21 protein-coding genes are annotated in these 22390 nt (G+C 52.8%); 14 read left to right on the top strand and 7 right to left on the bottom strand.

The window, feature by feature from the left end; translation table 11 throughout:
* Position 1: 1 nt before the first annotated feature.
* Positions 2–484 (bottom strand): chromate efflux transcriptional regulator ChrS, encoded by a 483-nt coding sequence (gene chrS, locus PGL01S_RS18855; RefSeq protein WP_127496138.1) that lies wholly within the window; start codon positions 482–484, stop codon positions 2–4.
* A 211-nt stretch (positions 485–695) separates the two neighbouring features.
* Between chrS and ggt the strand changes: the two genes are divergently transcribed.
* The 5 genes from ggt (at position 696) to bcp (ending at position 6022) form a co-directional block, all read left to right on the top strand.
* Positions 696–2276: a gamma-glutamyltransferase gene (gene ggt / locus PGL01S_RS18850; RefSeq protein ID WP_127496137.1), complete on the top strand. Its 1581-nt coding sequence runs from the start codon at positions 696–698 to the stop codon at positions 2274–2276.
* Between the two features lie 30 nt (positions 2277–2306).
* Positions 2307–3494, top strand: coding sequence for an amidase (locus tag PGL01S_RS18845; RefSeq protein ID WP_127496136.1), 1188 nt, complete (start codon positions 2307–2309; stop codon positions 3492–3494).
* A gap of 3 nt (positions 3495–3497) precedes the next feature.
* Positions 3498–4352, top strand: a complete 855-nt coding sequence (locus PGL01S_RS18840; RefSeq protein ID WP_127496135.1) for a fumarylacetoacetate hydrolase family protein — start codon at positions 3498–3500, stop codon at positions 4350–4352.
* Between the two features lie 109 nt (positions 4353–4461).
* Positions 4462–5535 (top strand): asparaginase, encoded by a 1074-nt coding sequence (locus tag PGL01S_RS18835; protein WP_164775513.1) that lies wholly within the window; start codon positions 4462–4464, stop codon positions 5533–5535.
* Positions 5536–5560: 25 nt separating this feature from the next.
* Positions 5561–6022 (top strand): thioredoxin-dependent thiol peroxidase, encoded by a 462-nt coding sequence (gene bcp / locus PGL01S_RS18830; RefSeq protein WP_127496133.1) that lies wholly within the window; start codon positions 5561–5563, stop codon positions 6020–6022.
* Between the two features lie 61 nt (positions 6023–6083).
* Here the strand turns inward: bcp and PGL01S_RS18825 are convergent, their stop codons facing one another.
* On the bottom strand, positions 6084–6467 hold the full coding sequence (locus PGL01S_RS18825; protein WP_164775512.1) for a VOC family protein: 384 nt from the start codon (positions 6465–6467) through the stop codon (positions 6084–6086).
* Between the two features lie 152 nt (positions 6468–6619).
* On the opposite strand from PGL01S_RS18825, the gene PGL01S_RS18820 reads away from it, so the two are divergent.
* The gene (locus tag PGL01S_RS18820) at positions 6620–7579 is read left to right on the top strand and encodes an aldo/keto reductase (RefSeq protein ID WP_127496131.1); all 960 of its coding nucleotides are present in this window, start codon (positions 6620–6622) and stop codon (positions 7577–7579) included.
* A gap of 41 nt (positions 7580–7620) precedes the next feature.
* Here the strand turns inward: PGL01S_RS18820 and PGL01S_RS18815 are convergent, their stop codons facing one another.
* The 3 genes from PGL01S_RS18815 to PGL01S_RS18805 form a co-directional block, all read right to left on the bottom strand.
* Positions 7621–8709, bottom strand: a complete 1089-nt coding sequence (locus tag PGL01S_RS18815) for an S-layer homology domain-containing protein (RefSeq protein ID WP_127496130.1) — start codon at positions 8707–8709, stop codon at positions 7621–7623.
* A gap of 136 nt (positions 8710–8845) precedes the next feature.
* Positions 8846–9940: an S-layer homology domain-containing protein gene (locus tag PGL01S_RS18810; protein WP_127496129.1), complete on the bottom strand. Its 1095-nt coding sequence runs from the start codon at positions 9938–9940 to the stop codon at positions 8846–8848.
* Between the two features lie 180 nt (positions 9941–10120).
* Positions 10121–11974, bottom strand: coding sequence for an LTA synthase family protein (locus PGL01S_RS18805; protein WP_127496128.1), 1854 nt, complete (start codon positions 11972–11974; stop codon positions 10121–10123).
* A 252-nt stretch (positions 11975–12226) separates the two neighbouring features.
* On the opposite strand from PGL01S_RS18805, the gene PGL01S_RS18800 reads away from it, so the two are divergent.
* Positions 12227–13159, top strand: a complete 933-nt coding sequence (locus PGL01S_RS18800) for a D-alanyl-D-alanine carboxypeptidase family protein (RefSeq protein WP_127496127.1) — start codon at positions 12227–12229, stop codon at positions 13157–13159.
* Between the two features lie 81 nt (positions 13160–13240).
* Here PGL01S_RS18800 and PGL01S_RS18795 read toward each other — a convergent pair whose 3' ends face one another.
* Entirely contained in the window at positions 13241–13396 is a 156-nt protein-coding gene (locus tag PGL01S_RS18795) for a DUF1540 domain-containing protein (RefSeq protein WP_127496126.1), read from the bottom strand.
* 135 nt (positions 13397–13531) lie between these two features.
* Here PGL01S_RS18795 and PGL01S_RS18790 point away from each other — a divergent pair, with 135 nt between their 5' ends.
* Positions 13532–14497 (top strand): nucleoside hydrolase, encoded by a 966-nt coding sequence (locus PGL01S_RS18790; RefSeq protein WP_127496125.1) that lies wholly within the window; start codon positions 13532–13534, stop codon positions 14495–14497.
* On the opposite strand, the gene PGL01S_RS18785 is transcribed toward PGL01S_RS18790, so the two are convergent.
* Entirely contained in the window at positions 14498–15814 is a 1317-nt protein-coding gene (locus PGL01S_RS18785) for a deoxyguanosinetriphosphate triphosphohydrolase family protein (RefSeq protein ID WP_127496124.1), read from the bottom strand. It abuts the gene before it with no gap.
* A 155-nt stretch (positions 15815–15969) separates the two neighbouring features.
* On the opposite strand from PGL01S_RS18785, the gene cls reads away from it, so the two are divergent.
* From cls to PGL01S_RS18755, 6 genes are all read left to right on the top strand, one after another.
* Positions 15970–17418 (top strand): cardiolipin synthase, encoded by a 1449-nt coding sequence (gene cls, locus PGL01S_RS18780; protein ID WP_127496123.1) that lies wholly within the window; start codon positions 15970–15972, stop codon positions 17416–17418.
* A 449-nt stretch (positions 17419–17867) separates the two neighbouring features.
* Positions 17868–18254 (top strand): Fur family transcriptional regulator, encoded by a 387-nt coding sequence (locus PGL01S_RS18775; protein ID WP_127496122.1) that lies wholly within the window; start codon positions 17868–17870, stop codon positions 18252–18254.
* A complete protein-coding gene (locus PGL01S_RS18770) occupies positions 18239–19006 on the top strand; it encodes a winged helix-turn-helix domain-containing protein (protein ID WP_164775511.1) in 768 nt (255 codons plus the stop codon). The genes PGL01S_RS18775 and PGL01S_RS18770 overlap by 16 nt, the downstream gene beginning before the upstream one ends.
* A gap of 138 nt (positions 19007–19144) precedes the next feature.
* Positions 19145–20602: a catalase gene (locus tag PGL01S_RS18765; protein ID WP_127496120.1), complete on the top strand. Its 1458-nt coding sequence runs from the start codon at positions 19145–19147 to the stop codon at positions 20600–20602.
* 104 nt (positions 20603–20706) lie between these two features.
* Positions 20707–21687: an aldo/keto reductase gene (locus tag PGL01S_RS18760; protein ID WP_127496119.1), complete on the top strand. Its 981-nt coding sequence runs from the start codon at positions 20707–20709 to the stop codon at positions 21685–21687.
* A 109-nt stretch (positions 21688–21796) separates the two neighbouring features.
* Positions 21797–22282 (top strand): CcdC family protein, encoded by a 486-nt coding sequence (locus PGL01S_RS18755; RefSeq protein ID WP_127496118.1) that lies wholly within the window; start codon positions 21797–21799, stop codon positions 22280–22282.
* Positions 22283–22390: the final 108 nt, after the last annotated feature.

The raw sequence follows: 22390 nt of genomic DNA, 5'->3' as shown, positions 1-22390 counted from the left end.
GCTACAGCCTCATTCCCATCCGACTTTTGTATCGGTTAATCAGCACCTGGCAGTCGACGCCCATTATGCCGGGCAGCGGGTACAGCTTCTCCCGCATAAAGGTCTCCATTTCCTGATTGCTCGTAAACAGTCCGTGCATATGCAGCTTGCTAGGGCCCGTCATATGATACAGGCTGGTCACAACCGGTTCGTCGGCTAAGCGGTCCGCAGCTTCATGAAGATATTTGGGCTCTACCTCCACGTTAAAAAAAGCGCTGACCGTAATGCCGATCTTCTCCGGATTAATAACGGCGGTGAAGCGCTCGATGACGCCCTCTTCCATTAACGTATTGATGCGGGCCTGCACGGCGACGCGGGATAAGCCGATGTCTTTAGCCAGGTCGGTGTAAGAAATTCTGCCGTTTTGATGCAGGGCAGAAATGATTTTGCGATCGATTTCGTCGATCTGTACGTTCTCGATTGGACTTGAAGTGCGGTGCTGCATGCTTAGTCTATCTCCTTTCTATTGCTTCTGTATATGCAAAAGGTATGTAAAATCGAAAGATTCATTACCATATGCATAAATATATAGCGTTTTTTGTTCATCATCAACAAAAAACGTGGGAATGGCTTTCTTTTTCGTTGCCGGAGGCATGGGGGCGTGTTATGTTGAATCTATTAAGGATAGTAAACCTGACTTACGAGGTGGCATGGGGATGAAGAAGCCGGTTACGGGTACAAAAGCAATGGTTGTTAGTCCGCATCACTTGGCAACGGCGGCAGGCGCGCGCGTGTTGGAGCGGGGAGGCAATGCGTTTGACGCGGCGGTTGCGGTCAGCGCTTGTCTTGCGGTTGTTTATCCTCATATGACGGGCGTTGGGGGAGATGCTTTTTTCCTCTCTTATCACGCTTCGGACGGGGAAGTGCGGGCTTACAATGCAAGCGGCCGGTCGGGAGCTGAGGCAACCATTGAAGCTTTTGCCGATGTGGAATCTATTCCGACAAGAGGACCGCGAAGCGCCATTACGGTGCCCGGCATGGTTGACGGCTGGTATGCGGTGCAGAACCGGTACGGCCGCTTAACGTTTGCGGAAGTGCTGGAGCCGGCAATATCGTATGCGTCGGAAGGCTTCCCAATGTCGCCCGATCAATATGAACACACCAAGCAGCATGCCGCCATGCTGGGGGAGCAGCCAAATACGGCTGAGATCTATATGCCCGGCGGGCGCGCCATTCCGGCTGGAGAAAGGTTTGTCCAGTCGAAGCTTGCGGCAACCTTAAGCACCATTGCGGAAAAAGGAAGGGACGGCTTCTACCGCGGAGATGTGGCTGAAGAGATTGCCCGTTTCCTGCAGGCCGAAGGCGGGCTGCTGACGGAGGAGGATTTCGCCGCGCATGGCGGCGAATGGGTGGAGCCCATCCGCGGCTCCTACCGCGGTTACGATATTTATCAGGTGCCGCCGAATTCGCAGGGGTTCACCGGCATAATGGCTTTGCAAATCCTGGAACAGTTTGACCTGGCCGCCATGGGGCATGGTTCTTATGAGTATTATCACGTGCTGACGGAGGCGCTGAAGCAGAGCTTCCGCGACCGCAACCGGTATTTGACGGATCCCGCCTTCTCGGCCGTTCCGCTTGACCGGCTGCTCAGCAAGGAATACGCGGCAGAGCTTGCGGCTTCGATTAAAAAGGATGCTGCCGCAGACATCAACAGCCAGCCGGTTGGCAGCGATACCGCTTATGCGGCCGTTGTGGATGAGGACGGCAACGCGGTTTCTTTTATCCAAAGCTTATACTTTGAATTTGGCTCCGGTGTTGTCGCTGGTAATACAGGAGTGCTGCTGCAGAACCGCGGTTCGTTCTTCTCGCTTGACCCGAACCATATTAACCGGCTGGAGCCGCGCAAGCGGACCTTCCATACGCTGATGCCGGCAATGGCTTGCCTGAACGGCAAGCCGGGCTTCTTGTACGGTACGCAAGGCGGGGAAGGACAGCCGCAGACCCAGACGCTGATGCTGACGCGCATGATCGATTTTGGCATGAATCCTCAGCAGGCGGTCAGCGAGCCGCGTTTTGTATGGGGACGCACCTGGGGAGCGCCTACGCAGGAGCTGAAGCTGGAAGGACGGATTTCGGAAGAGACGGCCGAGAAGCTGGAGAAGGCAGGACATCTTGTCCGCAGGCTGCCTGATTTCGATGGGATAATGGGGCATGCTCATGCCATTGCGATAAATAAGGACGGCCTGCTGAGCGGAGGCGCGGACCCGCGCTGCGACGGTTCGGCCATCGGCTGGTAGACGGATGGATAGAGAGGGAGGGATTATTCCATGATCGATACGTACAAAGCGTTTGTACAGCCGGAGCTAGAGCTGCCACCGGTTGGAGAAGGGCCGCTTGGCGGCCTGACATTTGCGGTAAAGGATGTATTTGCGATAAAAGGGTACACGAGCGGGGCCGGCAATCCGGATTGGCTGCGTACGCATTCGCCTTGGGAGAAGACGGCCTCCTCGATCAGCAAGCTGCTGGCATCGGGCGCGCGCCTCACCGGCACAACCCATACGGATGAATTGATGTACAGCATTAACGGTCAAAACGAACATTACGGCACGCCGGTTAATCCGAAGGCCCCGGACCGGATTCCGGGCGGCTCGTCCAGCGGCTCGGCGGTGGCGGTGGCGGCGGGCGCCGTCGACTTTGCGCTTGGCACGGACACGGGCGGCTCGGTCCGCGTGCCCGCCGCTTATTGCGGGATTTACGGATTCCGTCCGACGCATGACTTTGTTTCCATAGACGGGGTTATTCCGCTTGCCCCAAGCTACGATACCGTCGGCTGGATGGCAAGAGACATCTCTCTGCTTCGCCAAGTAGGCGAGGTCTTGTTAGCCGGGGCTGCCGATGAGGAAACGCCTCGGCAGGATTTGCGCAGACTGATCTTTGCCGAGGAAGCGTGGGAGAAGGCGGAGCCTTCCTGCCGCAAGGCGCTGGAGAGCGTCTGCATACAGCTTGTACAGACAGAAGGCATGACGCAGGAGTGGCGATCGGTCGCGACGGAAGGTCTGGAAGCCTGGAGCCATGCGTTCCGCACGACGCAAGGTAGGGAAATCTGGCAAACGCATGGCGAATGGATTGTTAGGGAGAAGCCGGTGTTTGGCGAAAGCATTGGCGCGAGATTTGCTTCGGCAAGCACGATATCGGTCGCGGAAGCCGAGAGGGACGGAGCGTTGCGGGAAATTATCCGGAAACGGTTGGGGGAGCTGCTTGGCGACGATGGGCTACTCATCATTCCTACGATCCCGGGCACCGCTCCAAGCCGGACGATTCATGGGCCTGCCGTTGAAGAACGACGGTTCCGCACGATGCAGCTGTCCTGCATTGCGGGGCTGTCGGGGCTTCCGCAGGTAACGATTCCGTCGGGCGAGGTTGACGGCGCGCCAATCGCGTTGTCGGTGATAGCAGGCGCGAAACAGGACCTTAAGCTGCTGCGCTGGGCGGAACAATTCGAGAAGGGGCGGTAGGCGATGAAGCTGGCAACGATTGTGCATGACGGATTAGAGCAGGGCAGCATAGCTGTGCCCGATGGATATGTAACGCTGGCGGAGCTGAATCGCGTCACGGGTTCAGATTGGCAGCCGGATGTATTTAGCTTGATCACAAGCGGCCAGCTGGCGGAGCTAACGGCCTGGTATAACGAAGGCGGTCAAGAGAAGCTGGCGACATTGCCGTTCATTCCGGCACTGGAAGTAAGCGCCGCGCCGCTGTACCGCCATCCCCGCAAAATATGGGGAATCGGCATGAATTACACCGCGGATGCGAGTCAGCTTGCTGTCCTTCGCGAAGAAGAGCCCGTCAGCTTCATGAAGCCGGATACGTCCATAATCGGCGACGGCGAGGCTATTGTGCTGCCTGCCCAATCCGAGCGGGTAACCGCCGAAGCGGAGCTGGCGATTGTTATCGGCCGGTCATGCCGGAACGTATCGGAAGACGAAGCGCTGCTTGCGATCGCCGGTTTTGCGGCTGCAATCGATACGACGGCGGCAGATATTCACGCCCGGCATATGCGGTATTTGACCCGGGCAAAAAGCTTTGATACGTTCTTCACCTTTGGCTCCGAGCTGATCACGCCGGATGAAGCGGGAGAGCTGAAGGAGCTTCAGGTGGAGACGTGGCATAACGGCGGGCTGGCGTATGCCGCCAAGCTGGCGAATATGATTTTTCCGCCTGCTTATCTGATTGCCTTCCACTCCCAGGTGATGACGCTGCTGCCGGGAGACGTTATCCTGACCGGTACGCCGGGTGCGGCCGTCATTCGGGGCGGCGATGTCGTCGAATGCCGGATCAACGGTCTATCGCCGCTGCGGAGCGGGGTTCGCTAATCGTTTGCTTGCAAGCTTCAAGTCCGGTTTAGTATGATTTAGGGTGCATATGGAGACGAATGAGTACAAGAACCATATGCCAATTGCTGAAACGGAGAGGGAGTTACAGATGAGCCAAATACTTGTGATGTTCACCGGAGGAACAATCGGCAGCAAGAACGATAACGGCGCGATTTCGGTGAATGAAGCAGGCTCCTACCATTTGATTGATGCTTACATGGCGAGCGCGCTGAAGCGGGATGCAGATCTTGAAACGGTTCAACCGATGAATATATTGAGCGAAAATATCGTGCCGTCGGACTGGAATACATTGATTGCGGCCATCCGAGCTGTTGATCAATCCAAGTACGACGGTATTATTGTGACGCATGGCTCGGATACGCTGGCCTTCTCAGCGGCGCTTCTCAGCTTTGTTTTATGCGACCTGACGATCCCGCTGGTTCTTGTAGCCAGCAATTATCCGCTTGGGGACAAGCGGGCGAACGGTCTGAGCAACTTTGCGGCAGCAGTGGACTTTATTTCGGAGGATGCGGCGCCGGGCGTATTCGTCATTTACCGCAATGATAAAGGGGAATCGGTCGTTTATCTCGGCAGCCGCATTACGCAATGCGAGTCGTTCACCGACCAGTTCGACAGCCCTTACAGCGTGCCTTACGGCACCATGACAGGCGGAAGACTGGTCCGTTACGACCATCCGTTTAACCCCGCTCACGATGAGCTCCGCACGCGTAAGCCGGAGAGCAGTCCGTGGCTGGAAGACGGCGAAGGCATCCAGTCCGGCATGCTGTATATCCGTCCTTTTCCGGGGCTGAATTATTCGTATTACGATTTCTCCGTGCATAAGCCAAAAGCCGTGCTGCATGACCTGTTCCACTCCGGAACGGCGAATGCAAGCGGGGCGGATTCCCATTCTCTCCTGCAGTTTGCCGAATATTGCGCGGAGCAAGGGGTGGACCTGTATCTATGTCCGCTCAAGGACAGCAGCGAAGCGATGTATGCTTCGTCTATTCTTCTGAAGGAAGCGGGAGCTGTCTTTATCGAGAACATGTCCGTCGAAGCCGCGCTTATGAAGCTGACTTTGGCCTACTCCCTGCCGCTTGGCAAAGAAGAGATTCAAGCCTTCGTTATGGAGCAGCCGCTGTTCTACGAATTTGTGGCTAATCGTGGTAAACTGGGCGTATAAAACGTTTGAGGAGAGGTGTTCATTTATGACGCAAGCGCAAGTAGGACAAGCTGTACCGGATTTCACCCTGCCGGCTTCTACGGGCGGCAATATCTCGCTGTCCGACTACAAGGGCAAAAAGCTGGTCATTTATTTCTATCCGAAGGATAATACGCCGGGCTGTACGGTGGAATCCTGCGATTTCCGCGATTACAACGGGCAGTTCAAATCGTATAATACGGAGGTTATCGGCATCAGTCCGGACGATCTGGCGTCGCATGACACCTTTATTAACGATTTTCAACTCCCTTTCCCGCTGCTAGCCGATACGGAGCATGAGGTATCCGAGCTGTTTGGCGTATGGAAGGAGCGCTCCTGGAACGGCGAAACGTTCATGGGAATTGAGCGCTCGACGTTCCTGATCGACGAGAACGGCGTACTGGCGCGCGAATGGCGCAGCGTATCGGTAGACGGCCACGTTCTTGAAGTGCTCGAAGCAGTAAAATAAGCAAAGATGAAAAAAGCCTCCAAATCCGCAAACCGTGGAAATGGAGGCTTCTTCTTATGTATTAACGCTGGAAAAATTCGATTCGTTCGCCTTCCGGACCGCTGATGAAGAAGTAACGGTAACCGTTAGGCAGCGTTGTAATGTCCTCATCGATAAACGTTACGCTTGTTTCTTTCAAACGCGCGAATTCCGCATCCACATCGTCCACATGAATCGCGAAGTGGTGAACGCGGCCTTCAACGGGCAGCTCGCCGTTATAATGCTGAACTAATTCAATCTCCGTCTCGTCGGAATCCCCGAAGCCAAGGAAAGCCAGTTCAATAACGCCATTCGTATGAGTCAGACGGCCTTTCAGGGTCAGTCCCACAAACTCCTCGTAGAAGCGGATGGTTGCCTCCATATCCCTTACCATGATTCCAACGTGATCGACGCGTTTGCGTGCCATTTGCATTGCTCCTTCTCCTCTAGGTTGACCCCATCATAGGCATTCATTCTTTCGTTGTCAAGCAACGAAGGGGAGAGTATAATGAGAAATAATTCCAAGTAAGTAAATAGGTATTATATGATAAAAGGTAACGGATAAAAGGAGGCAGAGGAGTGGAGACAAGAAGGCTAGGCGAAAGTGAGCTGTACCCGTCGGTTATTGGTTTTGGAGCATGGGCTGCAGGCCGAAACGGCTGGGGAGTTGTAGAGGAGAAGGAGATCCGGCAGGCGATAGATAAAGCCATTGATCTGGGGATTACTTTTTTCGATACGGCTCCGGTATACGGATTCGGGGAATCGGAGAGAGTGCTGGGAAAAGCGCTTAAGGCCGTACGGGATAAGGTGATTATCGCCACCAAATGCGGTCTTGTCTGGGATGACCGTTACCAGGTCGATATCGACCTGTCCGGAGCAAGCCTTATCCGAGAGGTGGATGACAGTCTTCTTCGGCTGGATACCGATTATATCGATCTGTATCAGGTGCATTGGCCGGATCCTAAAGGCAAGGTGCCCATCGAGGAGACGTTTTCGGTTCTGAACGAGCTTGTTCAGGCGGGCAAAATCCGCAGCATCGGCGTATCGAATTTCTCCGTTCATCAGCTTGTGGCGGCGCAGTCCGCTGCCCCCATCGTCTCGCTTCAGTCCCCGTACAACCTGCTGCAAAGGCAGGTCGAGTACGCCGAGCTTCCTTATTCCGAGAAGCAGCAGCTGGGCTTTATCCCTTATAGTCCATTGGCGCAAGGGCTGCTCACCGGCAAATTCAGCGCGGTTACGAAGTTCCGGGATGACGATATCCGCTCCTATGGCAATCCGCTCTACAAACGCGGCCAGTTCGAGGGGAATGTGCTGAAGGTGGAGCTGCTGCAAGGAATCGCGAGGTCCATTGGCAAGCCGCTTAGCCAAGTTGCGATCAATTGGCTGCTCTACAACAAGGCGGTTACAACGGTTATCGCGGGCGCCAAGACGATTGCCCAGGTACAGGAAAATGCCGCCGCTTCGCGCTGGAAGCTGACCCGCGAGGATTATGAGCAGATCAGCCGTTTGTTTGAGCCGGACTCGTCATACGTCATATAAAACAAAAGGCTTGCGGATATCCGCAAGCCTTTTGTTTATTATTACAATCCGAATTCATCTTCGCTGTATTCGGGATCATCTTCGTACATGAAATAGATTTTCCAGCTGTTGTCCGGCATTTTTTTCAGATAGTAAGTGGCATCCGTAGGAATAAGCTGAGTATGCGTCATGTCCGGGCCTTCCAATTTCATGTTGATCTTGCCGCCAGTTGAATGAATAACGGTAAAACGGTTCGATTTGGAGACGACTTCAAAGCTTGCTGGCGCAGTCAGCTCAAATGCCAATTTATAACCCTTTTCTTTTAAAGCCGCATAACTCTCGCTGTCCCAGAAGCTGGCTGCCAGTTGGTAACCGGTATAATATTGCGCCTGGATCTCGCCAATCTTGCCGTATTCCCCCGCATTGATGGCTTCCGACTCTTTAGCGATTTCCTCGTCAATAACAGTCGTAAGCGAGGCATCCACGGGAAGATCGCTCTTCTGCAGATCAAGCGCGCGCTGAATCATCACAACGGCTTCCGCGCGGGTCGCGTTTGCGTAAGGCTTAAAGGTTGTTGCGGTAGCTCCGCGGACAATGCCGGCTTGGCTTGCTTTAGCAATGAAAGGCGTTGCGAAGTATTCCGGTACGTCGGAGAAGGACTTCGCTTCGCCTTCGAATTTAACGGTAGATTCAAAGGCGCGGACCACCATCGTAGCGATCTCGCCGCGTTTAACGAGTTCATCAGGCCCAAAAGTCGTGTCGGTCAGACCGTTCACAACGCCAAGGGAGCTTGCGATCCGAATCGGCTCGGAGTACCATTTGCCGGCGGGAACGTCGGCAAAGGATTTGCCTGCTTCCTCGGTTGCGAGACCAAGCGCGCGTACCAGGATGGATACGAATTCCGCGCGGCTGATGGATAAGTCGGGTTTTAGATAAGTATCACCGTAGGAGTCCGTATAGCCCTTAAGCAGATCCGCCGAAACAAAGTTGTCCAGCGCTTCGTAAGCCCAATGCTCGTCGATATCCATCGGCATATAAGCATACAGAGTGTCTTCCGCGGACGCAGCGCTAGCCTTGGAGCCCTGGAACGGAAGTGCGAGCAGCAGTACCGCCGCAAGAAATACAATAAGACTGCGGGTAAAAGCTTTCATTTCATATTCCTCTCTTATGTAAAGATTTTGTAAATAGACCCTTACTGATACTATCAGATGAGAGGTTTTAGTACTAGAGAGAATAATTGGAATACAAAAAAGAAGGCTTGCGGGTATCCGCAAGCCTTCTTTGTTCTTATTTCGTGATTTCGTCCGTGCCGGATGCGTCAGCATCCGAAGCGAACAGATAGATTTTCCAGCTGTTGTCTTCCATTTTCTTCAGCAGATAATAGCCGTCTCGTGGAACGGTCTGCGTTTGCGTATCGGCATCGGTTTTGCCTTTAACCGTTACTTTGTACGTACTGCCTGTTGCATGAATGGTTGCGAAACGGTCTGTCTTCAATTCGATATCATACTTTTGCGGTGTCAGCTTTTCCAAAGTAAGCGTGTAGCCTTCCTTGGCCAGCTCCGAATAATCCTGGTATTCAAAGGCGTTCTCAGCCTTAGCGTAACCCGTCATGTAGCTATCCAGCACGCCGCTAAGCTTAGCGAAGTCCTGCGAGTTAACGACCTCGGTTTCTTTTGCCTCGAATTCATCAATCAGAGCGGTAAGAGCCGCGTCTTCAGGCAGGTTGCTCGCTTGCAGATCAAGCGCGCGTTGAACCATAACGACTGCTTCCGCGCGGGTTGCGTTAGCGTACGGCTTAAACGTTGTCGCAGTTGCGCCGCGAACGATGCCCGCTTGGCTTGCTTTTGCAATAAACGGTGTTGCGAAGTATTCCGGTACGTCGGAGAAAGTCTTCGCTTCGCCTTCAAACTTAACGGAGGATTCGAACGCGCGAACGACCATGGTAGCGATCTCGCCGCGTTTGATCAGTTCGTTAGGACCAAAGGTCGTCTCGGTCAGGCCGTTAACGATACCAAGGGAGCTTGCGATCCGAACCGGCTCGGAGAACCATTTGCCTGCAGGAACGTCAGCAAAGGTTTTGCCTGTTTCAGTGGTAGTCAGGCCAAGAGCGCGAACCAGAATGGCTACGAACTCCGCACGGCTGACGGACAGATCCGGTTTGATCATCGTATTGCCTTCCGAATCAACGGTACCTTTAAGCAAGTCGGCATTAACGAAGTTGTCAAGCTCATCATAAGCCCAATGCTCGTTGATATCACCCGGGAAGTACGTGTTCAGCGTTTCTTCCGCGGACGCAGCGTTTACCGTGGAAGCCTGAAACGGAAGCGCGAGCAGCACGACGGCCGCCAGAAGAACAATAAAACTACGGGAAAAAGTTTTCATTTCGTATTCCTCTCTTATGTAAGAATTTTGGAAATAGACCCTTACTGATACTATCAGATGCGAGAGGATTGTACTAGAGAAAATTAGTAGATTAAGCCGGAAATAGCTAAAATAAATCCTTGGAACCAGTGCGCAAAAAAACCGATCCTTAATAACTAAGGAACGGTTTTTTCTGTCGAATCATTTCCAATTGGGAAGCTGGCTCACATAGCTGTCTGACAGCTTCAGCAGCTCCAGCGCGCGGTTAAATTCGTCCGCCGAGTCAAGAGACACGGTGCTGGCACCCGAGAGCGGAAGATGCGTGCCGTCCTCATAACCGCTGCCGGAGAGGAACAGCTCGTCGCTGCTCACGAATGAACCGGTCGGCAGATAATAACGCTGCGGCAGCAGGTTAACCGACGTGTTGTTCAGGATATCCTGACCGAAATGAATCTGGTCGTCCAGCGGGAAGCCTAACAGGTTCGCAACCGTAGGCAGAATATCGACCTGGCCGCCCAGCTGGCTGAAAACTTTCGGCTCGGTGATGCCGGAGGCCGAAATAATAAGTGGAATGTTAATCATGTCGGCAGAGCCGTAGTCATGCCCGTAAATTTCTTTCATTAATTCCTTGTCATCCCGGTCGAGCGAGTAAATCGGCAAGCCAAGATGATCGCCGTAGAGCACGATCACGCTGTTATCCCAAATGCCGCGCTGCTTCAGATCGTCAATAAACAAGCCAAGCGCGTAATCCGCATAGTTCTGGGCGCGGATGTAATCGCCCACGAAGGTATTCTCGTAGCGCTTCGGAAGCTCCATCTTATATTTCCGCTCCGGAATGGTGAACGGATGATGGGATGACATGGAGATGACCTGCGCATAAAACGGCTTGTCGCCTTGATCCATTTTCTCCAGCTCGGCAGCGGTTTTCGCATACAGCACTTCGTCGGAAGCCGCGAAGAAAACGGAATCCTCGTCGCCGAAAAACTCTTTGTCATAGTAACGGTTGAAGCCAAGCGCTTTGTACAGCTCGCTGCGGTTCCAGAACTCCACGACGTTCGTATGGAAGGTCGCCGTATCATAGCCATGCTGCTGCATTAATCTCGGAAGGCTGGGCAGCTCTTTCTTCGGGTAGACCTGAGTAGCAGCGCCGTTTGGCGGTATATAATAAGAGGTATTAACAACAAATTCGGCATCCGACGTATTGCCTTGCCCAACGCCTTGATAGAAGTTGTTGAAGTAGTAGCTTTCATTGGCCAGTTTATTCATGTTAGGCGTAATTTCCTGGCCGTCGATCTTCAGATGGATAAGGAAGTTTTGGAACGATTCCATCTGGATAATGATCAGATTTTTGCCGGAGGCCGCATTCCCCAGCTTGGGGGAAGCCGGCTTTTGAATCTGCTTAATTTCATCGATCTTAGCCTGCGTAATTTCGGAAGGATTGATGAGCTCCTGCTTTTTATTGGATAAAATCGTATAAGCCTCGTAATTAAGAATGCCCATCTGCTCCGCTTTGACGATCTCGTTCATGCTTGCGCGGTTCGGTAAAATGTTAAACAGGCAAAGCGCAAGGGATACGCCAAACAAGGTAGCAAGCACGCTTCTGCTGACGCGTTTTTGGCTGGCCGCCTTCCAATACTGTCCCTTTCGGCGCCGGATCAAATAATAACCCATGACAACGATATCAATAAAGACAAGCAGATAGTAAGGGTCCATCAGAGAGAAGACGCTGTTGCTGACGGCCGTAACTTGGTTGACCTGATTAAGGGCTGAGTAGGTAACGATAACGCCGTAATATTTGTAATACATAAGAACCGCGAACAGGATGCCGGTCATGAGCAGGTTGGCGCTTAAATAATAGACGAGCTTTCGTTTGGTAGCGAACCATTCAATCAGACAGAACACGATTAACGCAAACGGGACTTCCTTGAGCAGAGTTGTCCAGTTAGGACCACCAAAGACGACCATCCAGGTTAGAAAGCTCTTAAGCAGAACAATCAGTGAGAATGCGAGAATGGGTCGTTTGCTGAAAAGCCTTTTTGGTGCTAGATTTGACACGTTTTCGCCGCCCTTCACAATAAAACAGGCTTCTCACTAAGCAGCCTGTCCCATAATGTCTTATATCTCTATTGTAATCATTATGCTTGGCTGGAAGAGGAATGTCAAAGGCGCGGCGGTCTGCCAGGGATGTCAAAATGACGTAAACAAATGTTGCAACTTTTTAAGACATTATCGAGTCTATTCGTTTATAGTAGAGAGGAAAGAACGTACGCGTTCCTAAACAAAACAAGCAACAATAAGGAGAGCAGCATGAGAAGAAACGTACAAAGACGAAAAAGACGCGGATTAGCTTTTCTGGCGGTATGCGTGGTTGCTATAGCAGTCATTCTGTTTATCCGCTACGAAAATTTGACGGCCGAGGCTCCGGAAGAGACAGCGGCTAATAGCCAGACTTCAGAACAACCTTCTCCCGCGGCATCGGATGAACCTGCGGTTTCGGACGAGCCAACGGATACACCAACGGATACGCCGTCCGACGAACCATCGGACACGCCTACCGATACCCCGTCTGAGAAACCGTCGGACAAGCCTTCCGATACGCCGGCTGACAAGCCTGCAATTGCTACGGCAGGGGAAGAGGATGGCTACGCGGTTGTCGCTCAGCCTGCAAGCATAGCCGTGCTGGTGGACAAGCAATACAAGCTGCCGGACAATTACGAGCCTAAGGATCTGGTTTATCCGGATGTCCGCTTTACGTTCAGCGAGAAGATCGACAAACGCAAAATGCGCAAGGAAGCGGCGGGCGCCCTGGAAGATCTGTTTGCCGGCGCAGAGAAAGATGGCATTTACCTGGCCGGCGTCTCGGCTTACCGTTCGCAGGCAACGCAGAAGACGCTCTTTAACCGCTATGTGAAGAAAGACGGCCTGGAGAAGGCGTTGACTTACAGCGCATTCCCCGGTACAAGCGAGCATCAGACCGGTCTTGCGATTGACGTATCCGGCAGTGATGGCAAATGCGCGGCCGAGGATTGCTTCGGCGGTACGCCAGAAGCCGAGTGGCTGGCTGATCATGCGCCGGAGTACGGATTTATTATCCGCTATCCAGAGGGCAAGGATGCAATTACGGGCTACAAATACGAGCCATGGCATATTCGTTATGTAGGGAAGGAATTAGCGAAGGAGATTGACGAGAAGGACTTGACTCTGGAGGAGTATTATAACGCGGTTCCGGTATCAAAATAATAAAGCCGAATGGGACGGCGCTCAGTATCCATTGCGTGTAATTCATACACGGTAAAGGGCTGTGCGCCGTTACCCGTTCTTTTAGATCTTTGGCTCAAACGTTTTGCAGTCGGTTTCTGCCGAGTTGCTAGCTTGTTTGGAACGGTTGTTCACTACATAAATGGAGGAAGCAGCGCAATGATTGCCTGCAGCCCAATACTTGCAGGAGTTTACTTCGCACAGTACATCTTTAGCCATGATGATCATCACCTCCTAAAATGAAATGTCACCCAAGTGGCCTTATATGATAATTCATACTTCGGAAGCTTGGGCTCTAGCCTTAGGATGGACAAACGCAAAGCCGTTTTATACTTATGAAGGGATGGAACAACAATGGGAAAAAAGCTTTATTTTAATCATGACGCGGGGGTTGACGATCTTGTATCGCTGTTCCTCGTTCTGCAGATGAAGGATGTCGAATTGATCGGGGTGTCGGTAATTCCGGCAGACGGATATTTGGAGCCGGGGATGGCGGCAAGCCGCAAAATCATCGACCGTTTTGGAGCGCCGGGAGCAAGCGGCAAAGTGGAAGTGGCCCGCTCGAATTCGAGAGGACGCAATCCGTTTCCGGCGGAATGGCGGATGCATACGTTTTTCGTGGATGCGCTGCCGATACTGAACGAACCTGGCGTTATCCATACGCGCGAGGCGGGATTGCCTGCCCATAAGCATATGATTCAGCAGCTTCTGGCGTCCGATGAGCCAGTGACTCTGCTGTTCACCGGTCCGCTGACGGACTTGGCGAGAGCGCTTGACGAAGCGCCGGAGATTGAGGAGAAGATCGATAAGCTGGTATGGATGGGCGGTACCTTTAACGAAAAAGGAAACGTTCAAGAGCCGGAGCATGACGGTACGGCGGAGTGGAACGCCTTCTGGGATCCGGAAGCGGTGGATCGCGTATGGAACAGCGGGATCAAGATCGAGCTCGTAGCGCTGGAAAGCACCAATAAAGTGCCGCTTACCGTGCCGGTGCGCAACCGTTGGGCCTCGCTTCGGAGGCATGCCGGGCTGGATTTCGTGGGGCAATGTTATGCCGCATGTCCGCCGCTTGTCTTTATGGAAACCAACTCCACTTACTACTTGTGGGATGTTCTGACGACCGCGGTCGTAGGCGATCCTAGCCTAGTCGAAATGAAGACCGTCCATAGCGCCGTTATCGCTGACGGCCCTAGTCAAGGGCGAACAGTCGAGACGGCGGATGGACGGCCCGTAAGCCTTGTATACGATGTGGAGCCGGAACGGTTCTTCGATTACATTACTTCGCTGTCGCAGAACGCTGTGCTGAATCCGGCGGAATAGTTAGTCCATTTCATAAATCGAACCGGATTTGCTCGCGTACAGCTCGGCATAGACCTTCTCCGCATACGCATCGGTCATGCCGGAAATATAGTCCGCGATAAAGCGGGCCCATGTCCAACTGTGCTTGTGCTGCTCGAAGCTTGCCACCCAGTCCGGCGGCAGAATCAAGCGGCCTTGCTCGGGCCTTTTGAAGCTGTCCCACAGGCGGCGGATCATGATTTCGCTGCGCATTTGCAGCCGCTGTACGCGGAAATCCTTAATCAGCGTTACCCACGCAAGCTTCTTCAATATTTCCATCGTGCGCAGCAGGTCGATATCCTGCTGGCCATCCAGCACGAACGTTACCTTCTTCCAGCCTTTTACCGGATCCTCGATAATTCCGACGCGCCCGGCAAATACGCTGACCCACCGCGCTTTCATCTCCCTGCGCGTTCTGGACGATTCATGATCGTAAAGGGCATACAGCTCTTCCCATTGCTGCAAATAAGCGGCAAGCACCCGCTTGACCATCGCCGGAATATCCACCTGATCCCAGCCCACGTCCATGTTGCCTTGATCTTCCACGATTTCCTGCACCAGATTGTCGATCAGACGCTGATCCTCAAAGAAGGTGCGGTTCATTTGAATTTTGCCGGCGCGGATGCCGTCTTCAATATCATGGGTGGAATAAGCGATGTCATCGCATAGGTCCATCAGTTGAGCTTCCAAGGTGGAGCAGCCCGCGGGCATTGCCCATTGCTGGCGGATATGATGAATGGCATGCCATTCGGAGCTGTACAACCCCTTCAGCCTGCCCGGTTCGTCAAGGGAATAAGGGTATTTATTGACCGCAAGCAGCACGGCTGCCGTCAGATCCAGGCCGCTGCCGCTGCCGGCGCGTTTCTCCAGAAACATAAGGATGCGGAAGTTTTGCGCGTTGCCCTCGTAGGCAAGGCCATGCTCCTCGAGCAATAGGCGGTTCAGCACCTCTTCGCCTTTATGGCCAAACGGCGGATGCCCGAGATCATGGGCAAGCGCTGCGATTTCCACGACGGACGGATCCATGATGAGGCCGGGATGCTCTTTTTTGCTCAGAAAAGGGTACTGCTTCCCCAGGCGTTTCGCCACTTCGCGCGCAATCTGCGATACCTCCAGGGAATGGGTTAATCTCGTCCGGTAATAGTCGCCCGATCCGGCGCCAAACACTTGGGATTTGCCTTGCAGCCGCCGGAAAGCGGGGGATTGAATAAGTCTGGCGTAATCCCGTTCGTATTCGTCGCGTTCTTCGCTGAATGTGCCGAGCGCTGGTTCGTCTAATCGAAATTTGCGTAAGTCCATGGTTTTTCCTCCTATGCCGCCCGCACTTTTTTTTCTGAAAATTGTAACATATTTGTTTCTTAATAAGAATGTTTGTGTAAGGTTTGAACATCTTTCCTGCTTGAGGTATGCTCTAGTTAATGTTTTTATCCATATATTGAGGGGCTCGTCTAGCTATGAATGTCTTACAGGATGTTTCCACGGTCTTTATCGTCTTGAATATATTGCTGGCATTGACCGTTATTTTCCTCGAGCGGAAGGATGCGAGATCGACGTGGGCCTGGCTGATGGTGCTGTATTTCCTGCCAGGGGTCGGATTCGTGCTTTATCTTATTCTCGGGCAGCGGCTGCGCAAGCGGAAGCTGAACAAGATGTTGCTCGAAAGCCAGCGTATTATTGAAGATTCGATTGAAGCTCAGAAGCTTCAATTAGAGGAGCGGCACATTATTTTTAACGATCCCGCTACCATTAATTATCAGAGCATGATTCATATGAATCTGGTAGGCAGCTATTCCTTGTATACGCAGAACAATGCGGTACAGATCTTCACGACGGGGAAAAGCAAGTTCGATGCGCTGCTGCGCGATATCGAGTCCGCACAACATCATATTCACCTTGTCTATTACATTGTGCGTGACGATAAGCTTGGCAACCGCCTGATCCAGGCGCTGGTGGAGAAAGCGAAGCAGGGGGTGCAGGTTCGGTTCCTGTACGACCATATCGGCAGCAAGGGTCTTCCGCGGAAGTTTTTCAAGGAGCTGCGCGAAGCAGGCGGGCAGGCGGCAGCCTTTTTCCCTTCCCGGATTCCATACTTGAATCTCAAGATCAATTTCCGGAATCATCGCAAGCTTGTTATCGTGGACGGGCGGATCGGCTATATCGGGGGCTTCAATATCGGGGATGAGTATATGGGGCGCGACAAGTATTTCGGCGAATGGCGGGATACGCATCTGCGTCTCGAGGGAAGAGCTGTTCTGCAAATGCAGGCGCAGTTCCTGATGGACTGGAATCTGGCTTCCTCGGGAATGGTGGAGCTTGATTATCATTACTTCCCGCGCCACTTCCAAGCCGTGGGGACGATCGGCATGCAGGTCGTGGCGAGCGGACCGGATTCGGAATCCCAGCAGATTAAGGATGCTTACATCAAGATGATTTATTTCGCGAAAAAGAGCATCTGTCTGCAGACGCCTTATTTCGTCCCGGACGAGAGTCTGATGACCGCGCTCAAGACGGCGGCTATGTCGGGGATTGAAGTGAAGGTCATGCTGCCGGGCAAGCCCGATCATTTCTTCGTGTATTGGGCAACCCATTCGTATTTAAACGAGCTGCTTGCTGCGGGAGGCAAATGCTACATTTACGAACGGGGCTTCCTGCACGCGAAGACGCTTGTCATTGACGGTCAGCTTGCTTCCGTCGGTACGGCCAATATCGACAACCGGAGCTTTAAGCTGAACTTCGAGATGAATGCCTTTATCTATGACAGCGCAACGGCAGGCGAGCTGGAAAGATTGTTCGACCTTGACCTGCAGGATTGTCATGAATTAACCTTCGAGGATTATTTGAAGCGGCCTCTTATGAACAAGTTCAAAGAGTCCATTGCCCGGCTGTTATCGCCTATTCTATAAAATACGCACGCAAAAAGGGATTCCGCTTATCAATGATAACCGGAATCCCTTTACCTTTCTGAATCGCAATTATTCAATTCCGTAACGCTCCATTCTACAACTTGCGTTGCCTTAATCTTGCTAACGAATAAGTATTAATCGGACCTAAGTGACAAGAGACGAATTTGAGTTCCCGCATGTCCGGTTTACCTTGCGATCTCCTTTCCGGAAATAGTGAGGACATGCATCGCTAACTTACTTCAATGGTCTATCCCCTCTCGTGTGGTGTAGGTCTATCATAAACTATTATTTCAATTTTGTAAATATTCTGATAATTATTTTTCGTAAAGTTTGGCTACTCCTTCTAAGGAGGGAGAATAGCGCATATAGGCAGTGAGTTCCGGTTGATCTTCCTAACTCTTAGATTTATACTTAGTCTAAATTAACTTGTATTAAAGGAATGAATGATGATGACCAAGCTAAATTTAACCGTACAGCGCAAAACGATTCTCGAGGCGATTCAGGAGTCTCATGATCACCCGACAGCGGCGGATATTATTGAAAGACTACGCGACAAGGGCGTCAGCTTTGCCTACGGGACGGTATACAATTCGCTCCGTTATTTGACCGACGCCGGACTTATTCGCGAGCTTAAGCTAGGCGAGGCCGTCAGCCGCTATGATGCCAGAATGGACGATCACCATCATATTATGTGCAAAGAGTGCGGACGCGTAGAGGAAGTGTTGACCGAGCTGCCCGAGGAATGGCTGAAGAAAATCGCCGCGGAAACCAATTTTAAAGTTCAGGATGCACACGTTGTATTAGAGGGGGTATGCGAATTATGCGCCAGCAAGTAGAGGATAACCGTATGGAGGGGCCGCCATCCGGCGAGTCGATAGCGGGGAAGGCCTGTTCCCTGACCAAGCGGATTATGACGGTTAGTCCTTTTCCCGAACGGATGAGCAGCCTTCTGCATCTACTTACGGCGGAATGCTTCGATCTGTTCTCGCTCCACGATTTGAACAAGGCTTTCGTCAGCAGCCTGCAGCCGGAGCTGATTATTTACGATGCCACACCGCACCCGCTTATTCCCAATGCCGTAGATGCCCTTCATGCGGCGATGACGCAGACTTCTCCCATCAACGGCGCATCCCTTCTGTATCTGGTTCACGAGGATGCCCGGGTTATGGCAGCGGCTATTCCGAAACACGCCGAGCTGCTTGTATGGCCCTCGAATCCGCAGGAAGCCCTTAACCAGATTAACCGGATGCTCGGCGAGTGGAAGGCTCCCGACCTGTCCAGCTACCGGTTCAAGGACCTGACCGTTGACCTGAAGAAAATGACGGTGTTCCGCGGCGGCGAGCGGATTGAGCTGACCAAGACGGAATACGATCTTCTCCTTATGTTTCTAACCTCGGGCGGAGCGGTGCTCACGCGCGAAGCGATGTTTGACGCGGTATGGGGAAGCCAGTATTTCGGGGGCAGCAATGTCGTGGATGTGCATATCAAGACGCTCCGCCGCAAGCTGAAGGACAGCGCGGTAGCGCCTCATTATATCGCGACCGTTCGCGGAGTCGGCTATCGGCTGGTAGAAGAGCGGGGCAATTAAGAGGGAGTGCAGGGACCTTCTTCATCTGTTCTTCATTAGGTTTTCATCCAACGTTCATGACAGCGTTGATCCGTAAACGTACAATAGGATTATAAGATTTAGATCAAGTCTAAATATAAATAATCCGGAGGTACCGATATGATCAACCGTTTAACGACTAATCAAGGCACGCCAGTTGGCGATAACCAAAACTCCAGGACAGCGGGACAACGCGGCCCGACACTTTTGGAGGATTACCATCTGATCGAGAAGATTGCCCATTTTGACCGCGAGCGTATTCCGGAGCGAGTCGTGCATGCTCGCGGAGCTGGCGCACATGGCGTATTCCGGGCCGCAAACAGCATGAGTGCCCATACGAAAGCAGCTTTCCTGCGGGAAGCGGGAAAAGAAACGGATGTATTTGTCCGGTTCTCCACCGTTATCCACGGAACGGGTTCGCCGGAGACGGCACGCGATCCTCGCGGTTTCGCGGTAAAGTTCTATACGGAGGAAGGCAACCTGGATATCGTCGGCAACCACCTGCCGGTCTTCTTCATCCGCGATGCGATTAAATTCCCGGACATGGTGCATTCGCTTAAGCCGTCTCCGCGCACGAATATTCAAGAGCCGGAGCGCTATTGGGATTTCATGACGCTGTCGCCGGAATCGACCCATATGCTCACTTGGTTATTCTCCGATGATGGTACCCCAGCTTCCTACCGCGAAATGGATGGCTTTGGCGTTCACGCGTTCAAGTGGATTAATGAGGATGGCAAAATAACGTATGTGAAATACCATTGGAAGTCGAAGCAGGGAGTCCGCAACTTCACGGCTGCCGAAGCCGGCGAGATGCAAGGCAAGGATTTCAACCATGCGACACGGGATTTGTACGATTCCATTGAACTAGGCCGCTACCCCGAATGGGATTTGCATGTACAGCTGATGCCGGTCGAGCATCTGGACCGTTACTCGTTCGATCCGCTTGATCCCACGAAGATTTGGCCGGAGGATATGTACCCGCTGCAGCTTGTCGGCACTATGCAGCTGAACCGCAATCCGGACAATTATTTTGCCGAAGTCGAGCAGTCCGCTTTTTCGCCTAGCGCCGTAGTCCCAGGCATTGAGCCTTCGGAAGACAAGCTTCTCCAAGGCCGTCTGTTCTCGTACCCGGATGCGCAGCGCTACCGTCTTGGCGCCAACTATCTTCATATTCCGGTCAACTGCCCTTACGCGCCGGTTCGCAACCATCAGCGTGATGGCGCGATGACGATGAAAGCCGATCCTTCAACCGTTAACTATGAGCCAAGCAGCTCTTCCGGCAGCCCGCGGGAAGCTCAAGAGTACAAGGACAGCAGCACCCGGTTGCATGGCTATGCCGGACGTCAGAAGATCGACAAGACCGACGATTTCACGCAGGCAGGGGAGCGTTACTTGTCGCTGCCGCCGGAGCAGCGGGATCATCTGGTCAGCAATCTGGTAAACGACCTGAAGCAAACAAGCGAAAATATCCAGCTGCGTGCCGTATGCAACTTCTTCCGCGCTAACGTGGAATTCGGTATCCGCCTTTCGAAAGGGCTTGGCGTAGATATCAGCGCATATATGCAGCACCAGCGTTAATCATAGAAAAGTTAAGCGGCCGAAGCCGATCGATTGACGATTGAGCTTCGGCCGTTATTTTTGTTACACTATCCTCGTAACCGATTACATAGTGAGGTGAGAGGATGCAATATCGCGGGTTAGGTTCATCGGAATTGAAAGTTAGCGAGATCAGCTTCGGAACATGGGCGATTGGCGGTGCCTGGGGCAACGTCAACGATAAGGAATCGCTCTTGGCGCTTGAGGCTGCCATCGATAAAGGCGTCAACTTTTTTGATACGGCCGACGTGTACGGCGACGGCCACAGCGAGCAGCTGCTCGCGCAGGCGACCAAAGGCCGCGAAGATCAGATTTACATTGCGACGAAATTTTGCCGCGCTGGAGATATTCATGATCCTACGACTTACTCGGAGGCTTCGGTACGCGCTTATTGCGAAGCCAGTCTGAAGCGTCTCGCGCGCGAGCGGATTGACCTGTACCAGATCCATTGCCCGCCAATGTCGATCTTGAAGGATGGAAGCGTGTTCGAGGTGCTGGACAAGCTGCAGCAGGAAGGCAAAATCCGTCATTACGGCGTAAGCGTGGAATCGGTGGAGGAAGGTCTTTTCTGCCTGGAGCAGCCGAATGTGCGCGCGCTTCAGGTTATTTATAATATTTTCCGCCAGAAGCCGCTTGAGCTGCTCAATGAAGCGCATCGGCGCGGAGTGGGAATCTTGGTTCGCCTGCCGCTTGCGAGCGGTCTGCTGACCGGTAAGTTCACGGCTTCGTCCACTTTCGAAGCGGATGACCACCGCCGCTTTAACGAGAACGGCGAAGCGTTTAACGTGGGGGAGACATTTGCCGGACTAGGCTTTGCCAAAGGCGTCGAGCTGGCCGACCAGCTGCGCTGGATTGAGGAGGGCCGCGGCAATATGACGCGCGCTTCGCTGCGCTGGCTGCTTGACCATGAAGCCGTCACCTGCGTGATCCCGGGCTTCCGGAACGTCCGTCAGGTGGAAGACAATCTTGCGGCTTTGGACGTGCCTTCGTTTACGGCGGAAGAGCGCGAGCGTCTGGCGGCATTCTATAACGAACAGGTCCATCCGTTTATCCGCGGATCGTACTGATTGGATCGTCCGGCAAGCAATAACTTGCGGGCGCGGAACGTTTGCACTGTTGAAAATTTTGCAGTACGATGGATCTAGCTAACCTATTTTGAAATGAGGATAGATAACGATGCTATCTGCAAATACACATCTCATTCAAGTGGCGTCCATCGTTTTTTCGGTATGTGCCGGTCTGACGCTTATCATTCTTCGCATGCGGGCGGGCAAACAGCCGACGAACCTGCGTAAAATCATCGCACCGCCGCTTGGCATGTCGACGGGCTTTATCATGTTTGCTTTTCCGGTTACCCATATCCACTGGTTGTGGGGGTTATCGGCTTTCGGCACGGGGCTCTTAATCTTCTCGTTCCCGCTTATCGTCACGACACGTCTCGAGAGAGTCGAATCCGATATATTCGTTCGCCGTTCCAAGGCGTTTATTTTTATCATGCTGACCTTGCTGGCCATCCGGCTGGAGCTGCACAGCGTAGTCGAGCAATATATGTCGATCCCGCAGACCGGTGCTTTGTTCTACCTGCTCGCGTTTGGGATGATTCTCCCGTGGCGTTTCGCCATGGTTGGCGACTATATGCGATTGCAAAAGGCAGAAATGTAAGGAGTGGGGGGCGTGCCGCGTGCACGCTCTTTTTTTTTGACCGCAATCAAGATGCAGTCGTTTATTTTCGATTCATGGACACAGTCCTTCCGTGCTGTAGTCCTGTAA

The organism is Paenibacillus glycanilyticus NBRC 16618, from assembly GCF_004000805.1.
GTDB classification, from domain to species: Bacteria; Bacillota; Bacilli; order Paenibacillales; family Paenibacillaceae; genus Pristimantibacillus; species Pristimantibacillus glycanilyticus.
The sequence above is the reverse complement of the archived record's forward strand: the minus strand, read 5'-3'. Positions and strand labels throughout refer to the sequence as shown.

Excerpts from the sequence above, each read along its gene's own strand:
- PGL01S_RS18800 (WP_127496127.1), top strand. The coding sequence starts at position 12,227 with ATGAGAAGAAACGTACAAAGACGAAAAAGACGCGGATTAGCTTTTCTG.
- cls (WP_127496123.1), top strand. The coding sequence starts at position 15,970 with ATGAATGTCTTACAGGATGTTTCCACGGTCTTTATCGTCTTGAATATA.
- PGL01S_RS18840 (WP_127496135.1), top strand. The coding sequence starts at position 3,498 with ATGAAGCTGGCAACGATTGTGCATGACGGATTAGAGCAGGGCAGCATA.
- bcp (WP_127496133.1), top strand. The coding sequence starts at position 5,561 with ATGACGCAAGCGCAAGTAGGACAAGCTGTACCGGATTTCACCCTGCCG.
- PGL01S_RS18755 (WP_127496118.1), top strand. The coding sequence starts at position 21,797 with ATGCTATCTGCAAATACACATCTCATTCAAGTGGCGTCCATCGTTTTT.
- PGL01S_RS18795 (WP_127496126.1), bottom strand. The coding sequence starts at position 13,396 with ATGGCTAAAGATGTACTGTGCGAAGTAAACTCCTGCAAGTATTGGGCT.
- PGL01S_RS18835 (WP_164775513.1), top strand. The coding sequence starts at position 4,462 with ATGAGCCAAATACTTGTGATGTTCACCGGAGGAACAATCGGCAGCAAG.
- PGL01S_RS18845 (WP_127496136.1), top strand. The coding sequence starts at position 2,307 with ATGATCGATACGTACAAAGCGTTTGTACAGCCGGAGCTAGAGCTGCCA.
- PGL01S_RS18815 (WP_127496130.1), bottom strand. The coding sequence starts at position 8,709 with ATGAAAGCTTTTACCCGCAGTCTTATTGTATTTCTTGCGGCGGTACTG.
- chrS (WP_127496138.1), bottom strand. The coding sequence starts at position 484 with ATGCAGCACCGCACTTCAAGTCCAATCGAGAACGTACAGATCGACGAA.
- PGL01S_RS18765 (WP_127496120.1), top strand. The coding sequence starts at position 19,145 with ATGATCAACCGTTTAACGACTAATCAAGGCACGCCAGTTGGCGATAAC.
- PGL01S_RS18770 (WP_164775511.1), top strand. The coding sequence starts at position 18,239 with ATGCGCCAGCAAGTAGAGGATAACCGTATGGAGGGGCCGCCATCCGGC.
- PGL01S_RS18825 (WP_164775512.1), bottom strand. The coding sequence starts at position 6,467 with ATGGCACGCAAACGCGTCGATCACGTTGGAATCATGGTAAGGGATATG.
- PGL01S_RS18790 (WP_127496125.1), top strand. The coding sequence starts at position 13,532 with ATGGGAAAAAAGCTTTATTTTAATCATGACGCGGGGGTTGACGATCTT.
- PGL01S_RS18810 (WP_127496129.1), bottom strand. The coding sequence starts at position 9,940 with ATGAAAACTTTTTCCCGTAGTTTTATTGTTCTTCTGGCGGCCGTCGTG.
- PGL01S_RS18760 (WP_127496119.1), top strand. The coding sequence starts at position 20,707 with ATGCAATATCGCGGGTTAGGTTCATCGGAATTGAAAGTTAGCGAGATC.
- ggt (WP_127496137.1), top strand. The coding sequence starts at position 696 with ATGAAGAAGCCGGTTACGGGTACAAAAGCAATGGTTGTTAGTCCGCAT.
- PGL01S_RS18775 (WP_127496122.1), top strand. The coding sequence starts at position 17,868 with ATGACCAAGCTAAATTTAACCGTACAGCGCAAAACGATTCTCGAGGCG.
- PGL01S_RS18785 (WP_127496124.1), bottom strand. The coding sequence starts at position 15,814 with ATGGACTTACGCAAATTTCGATTAGACGAACCAGCGCTCGGCACATTC.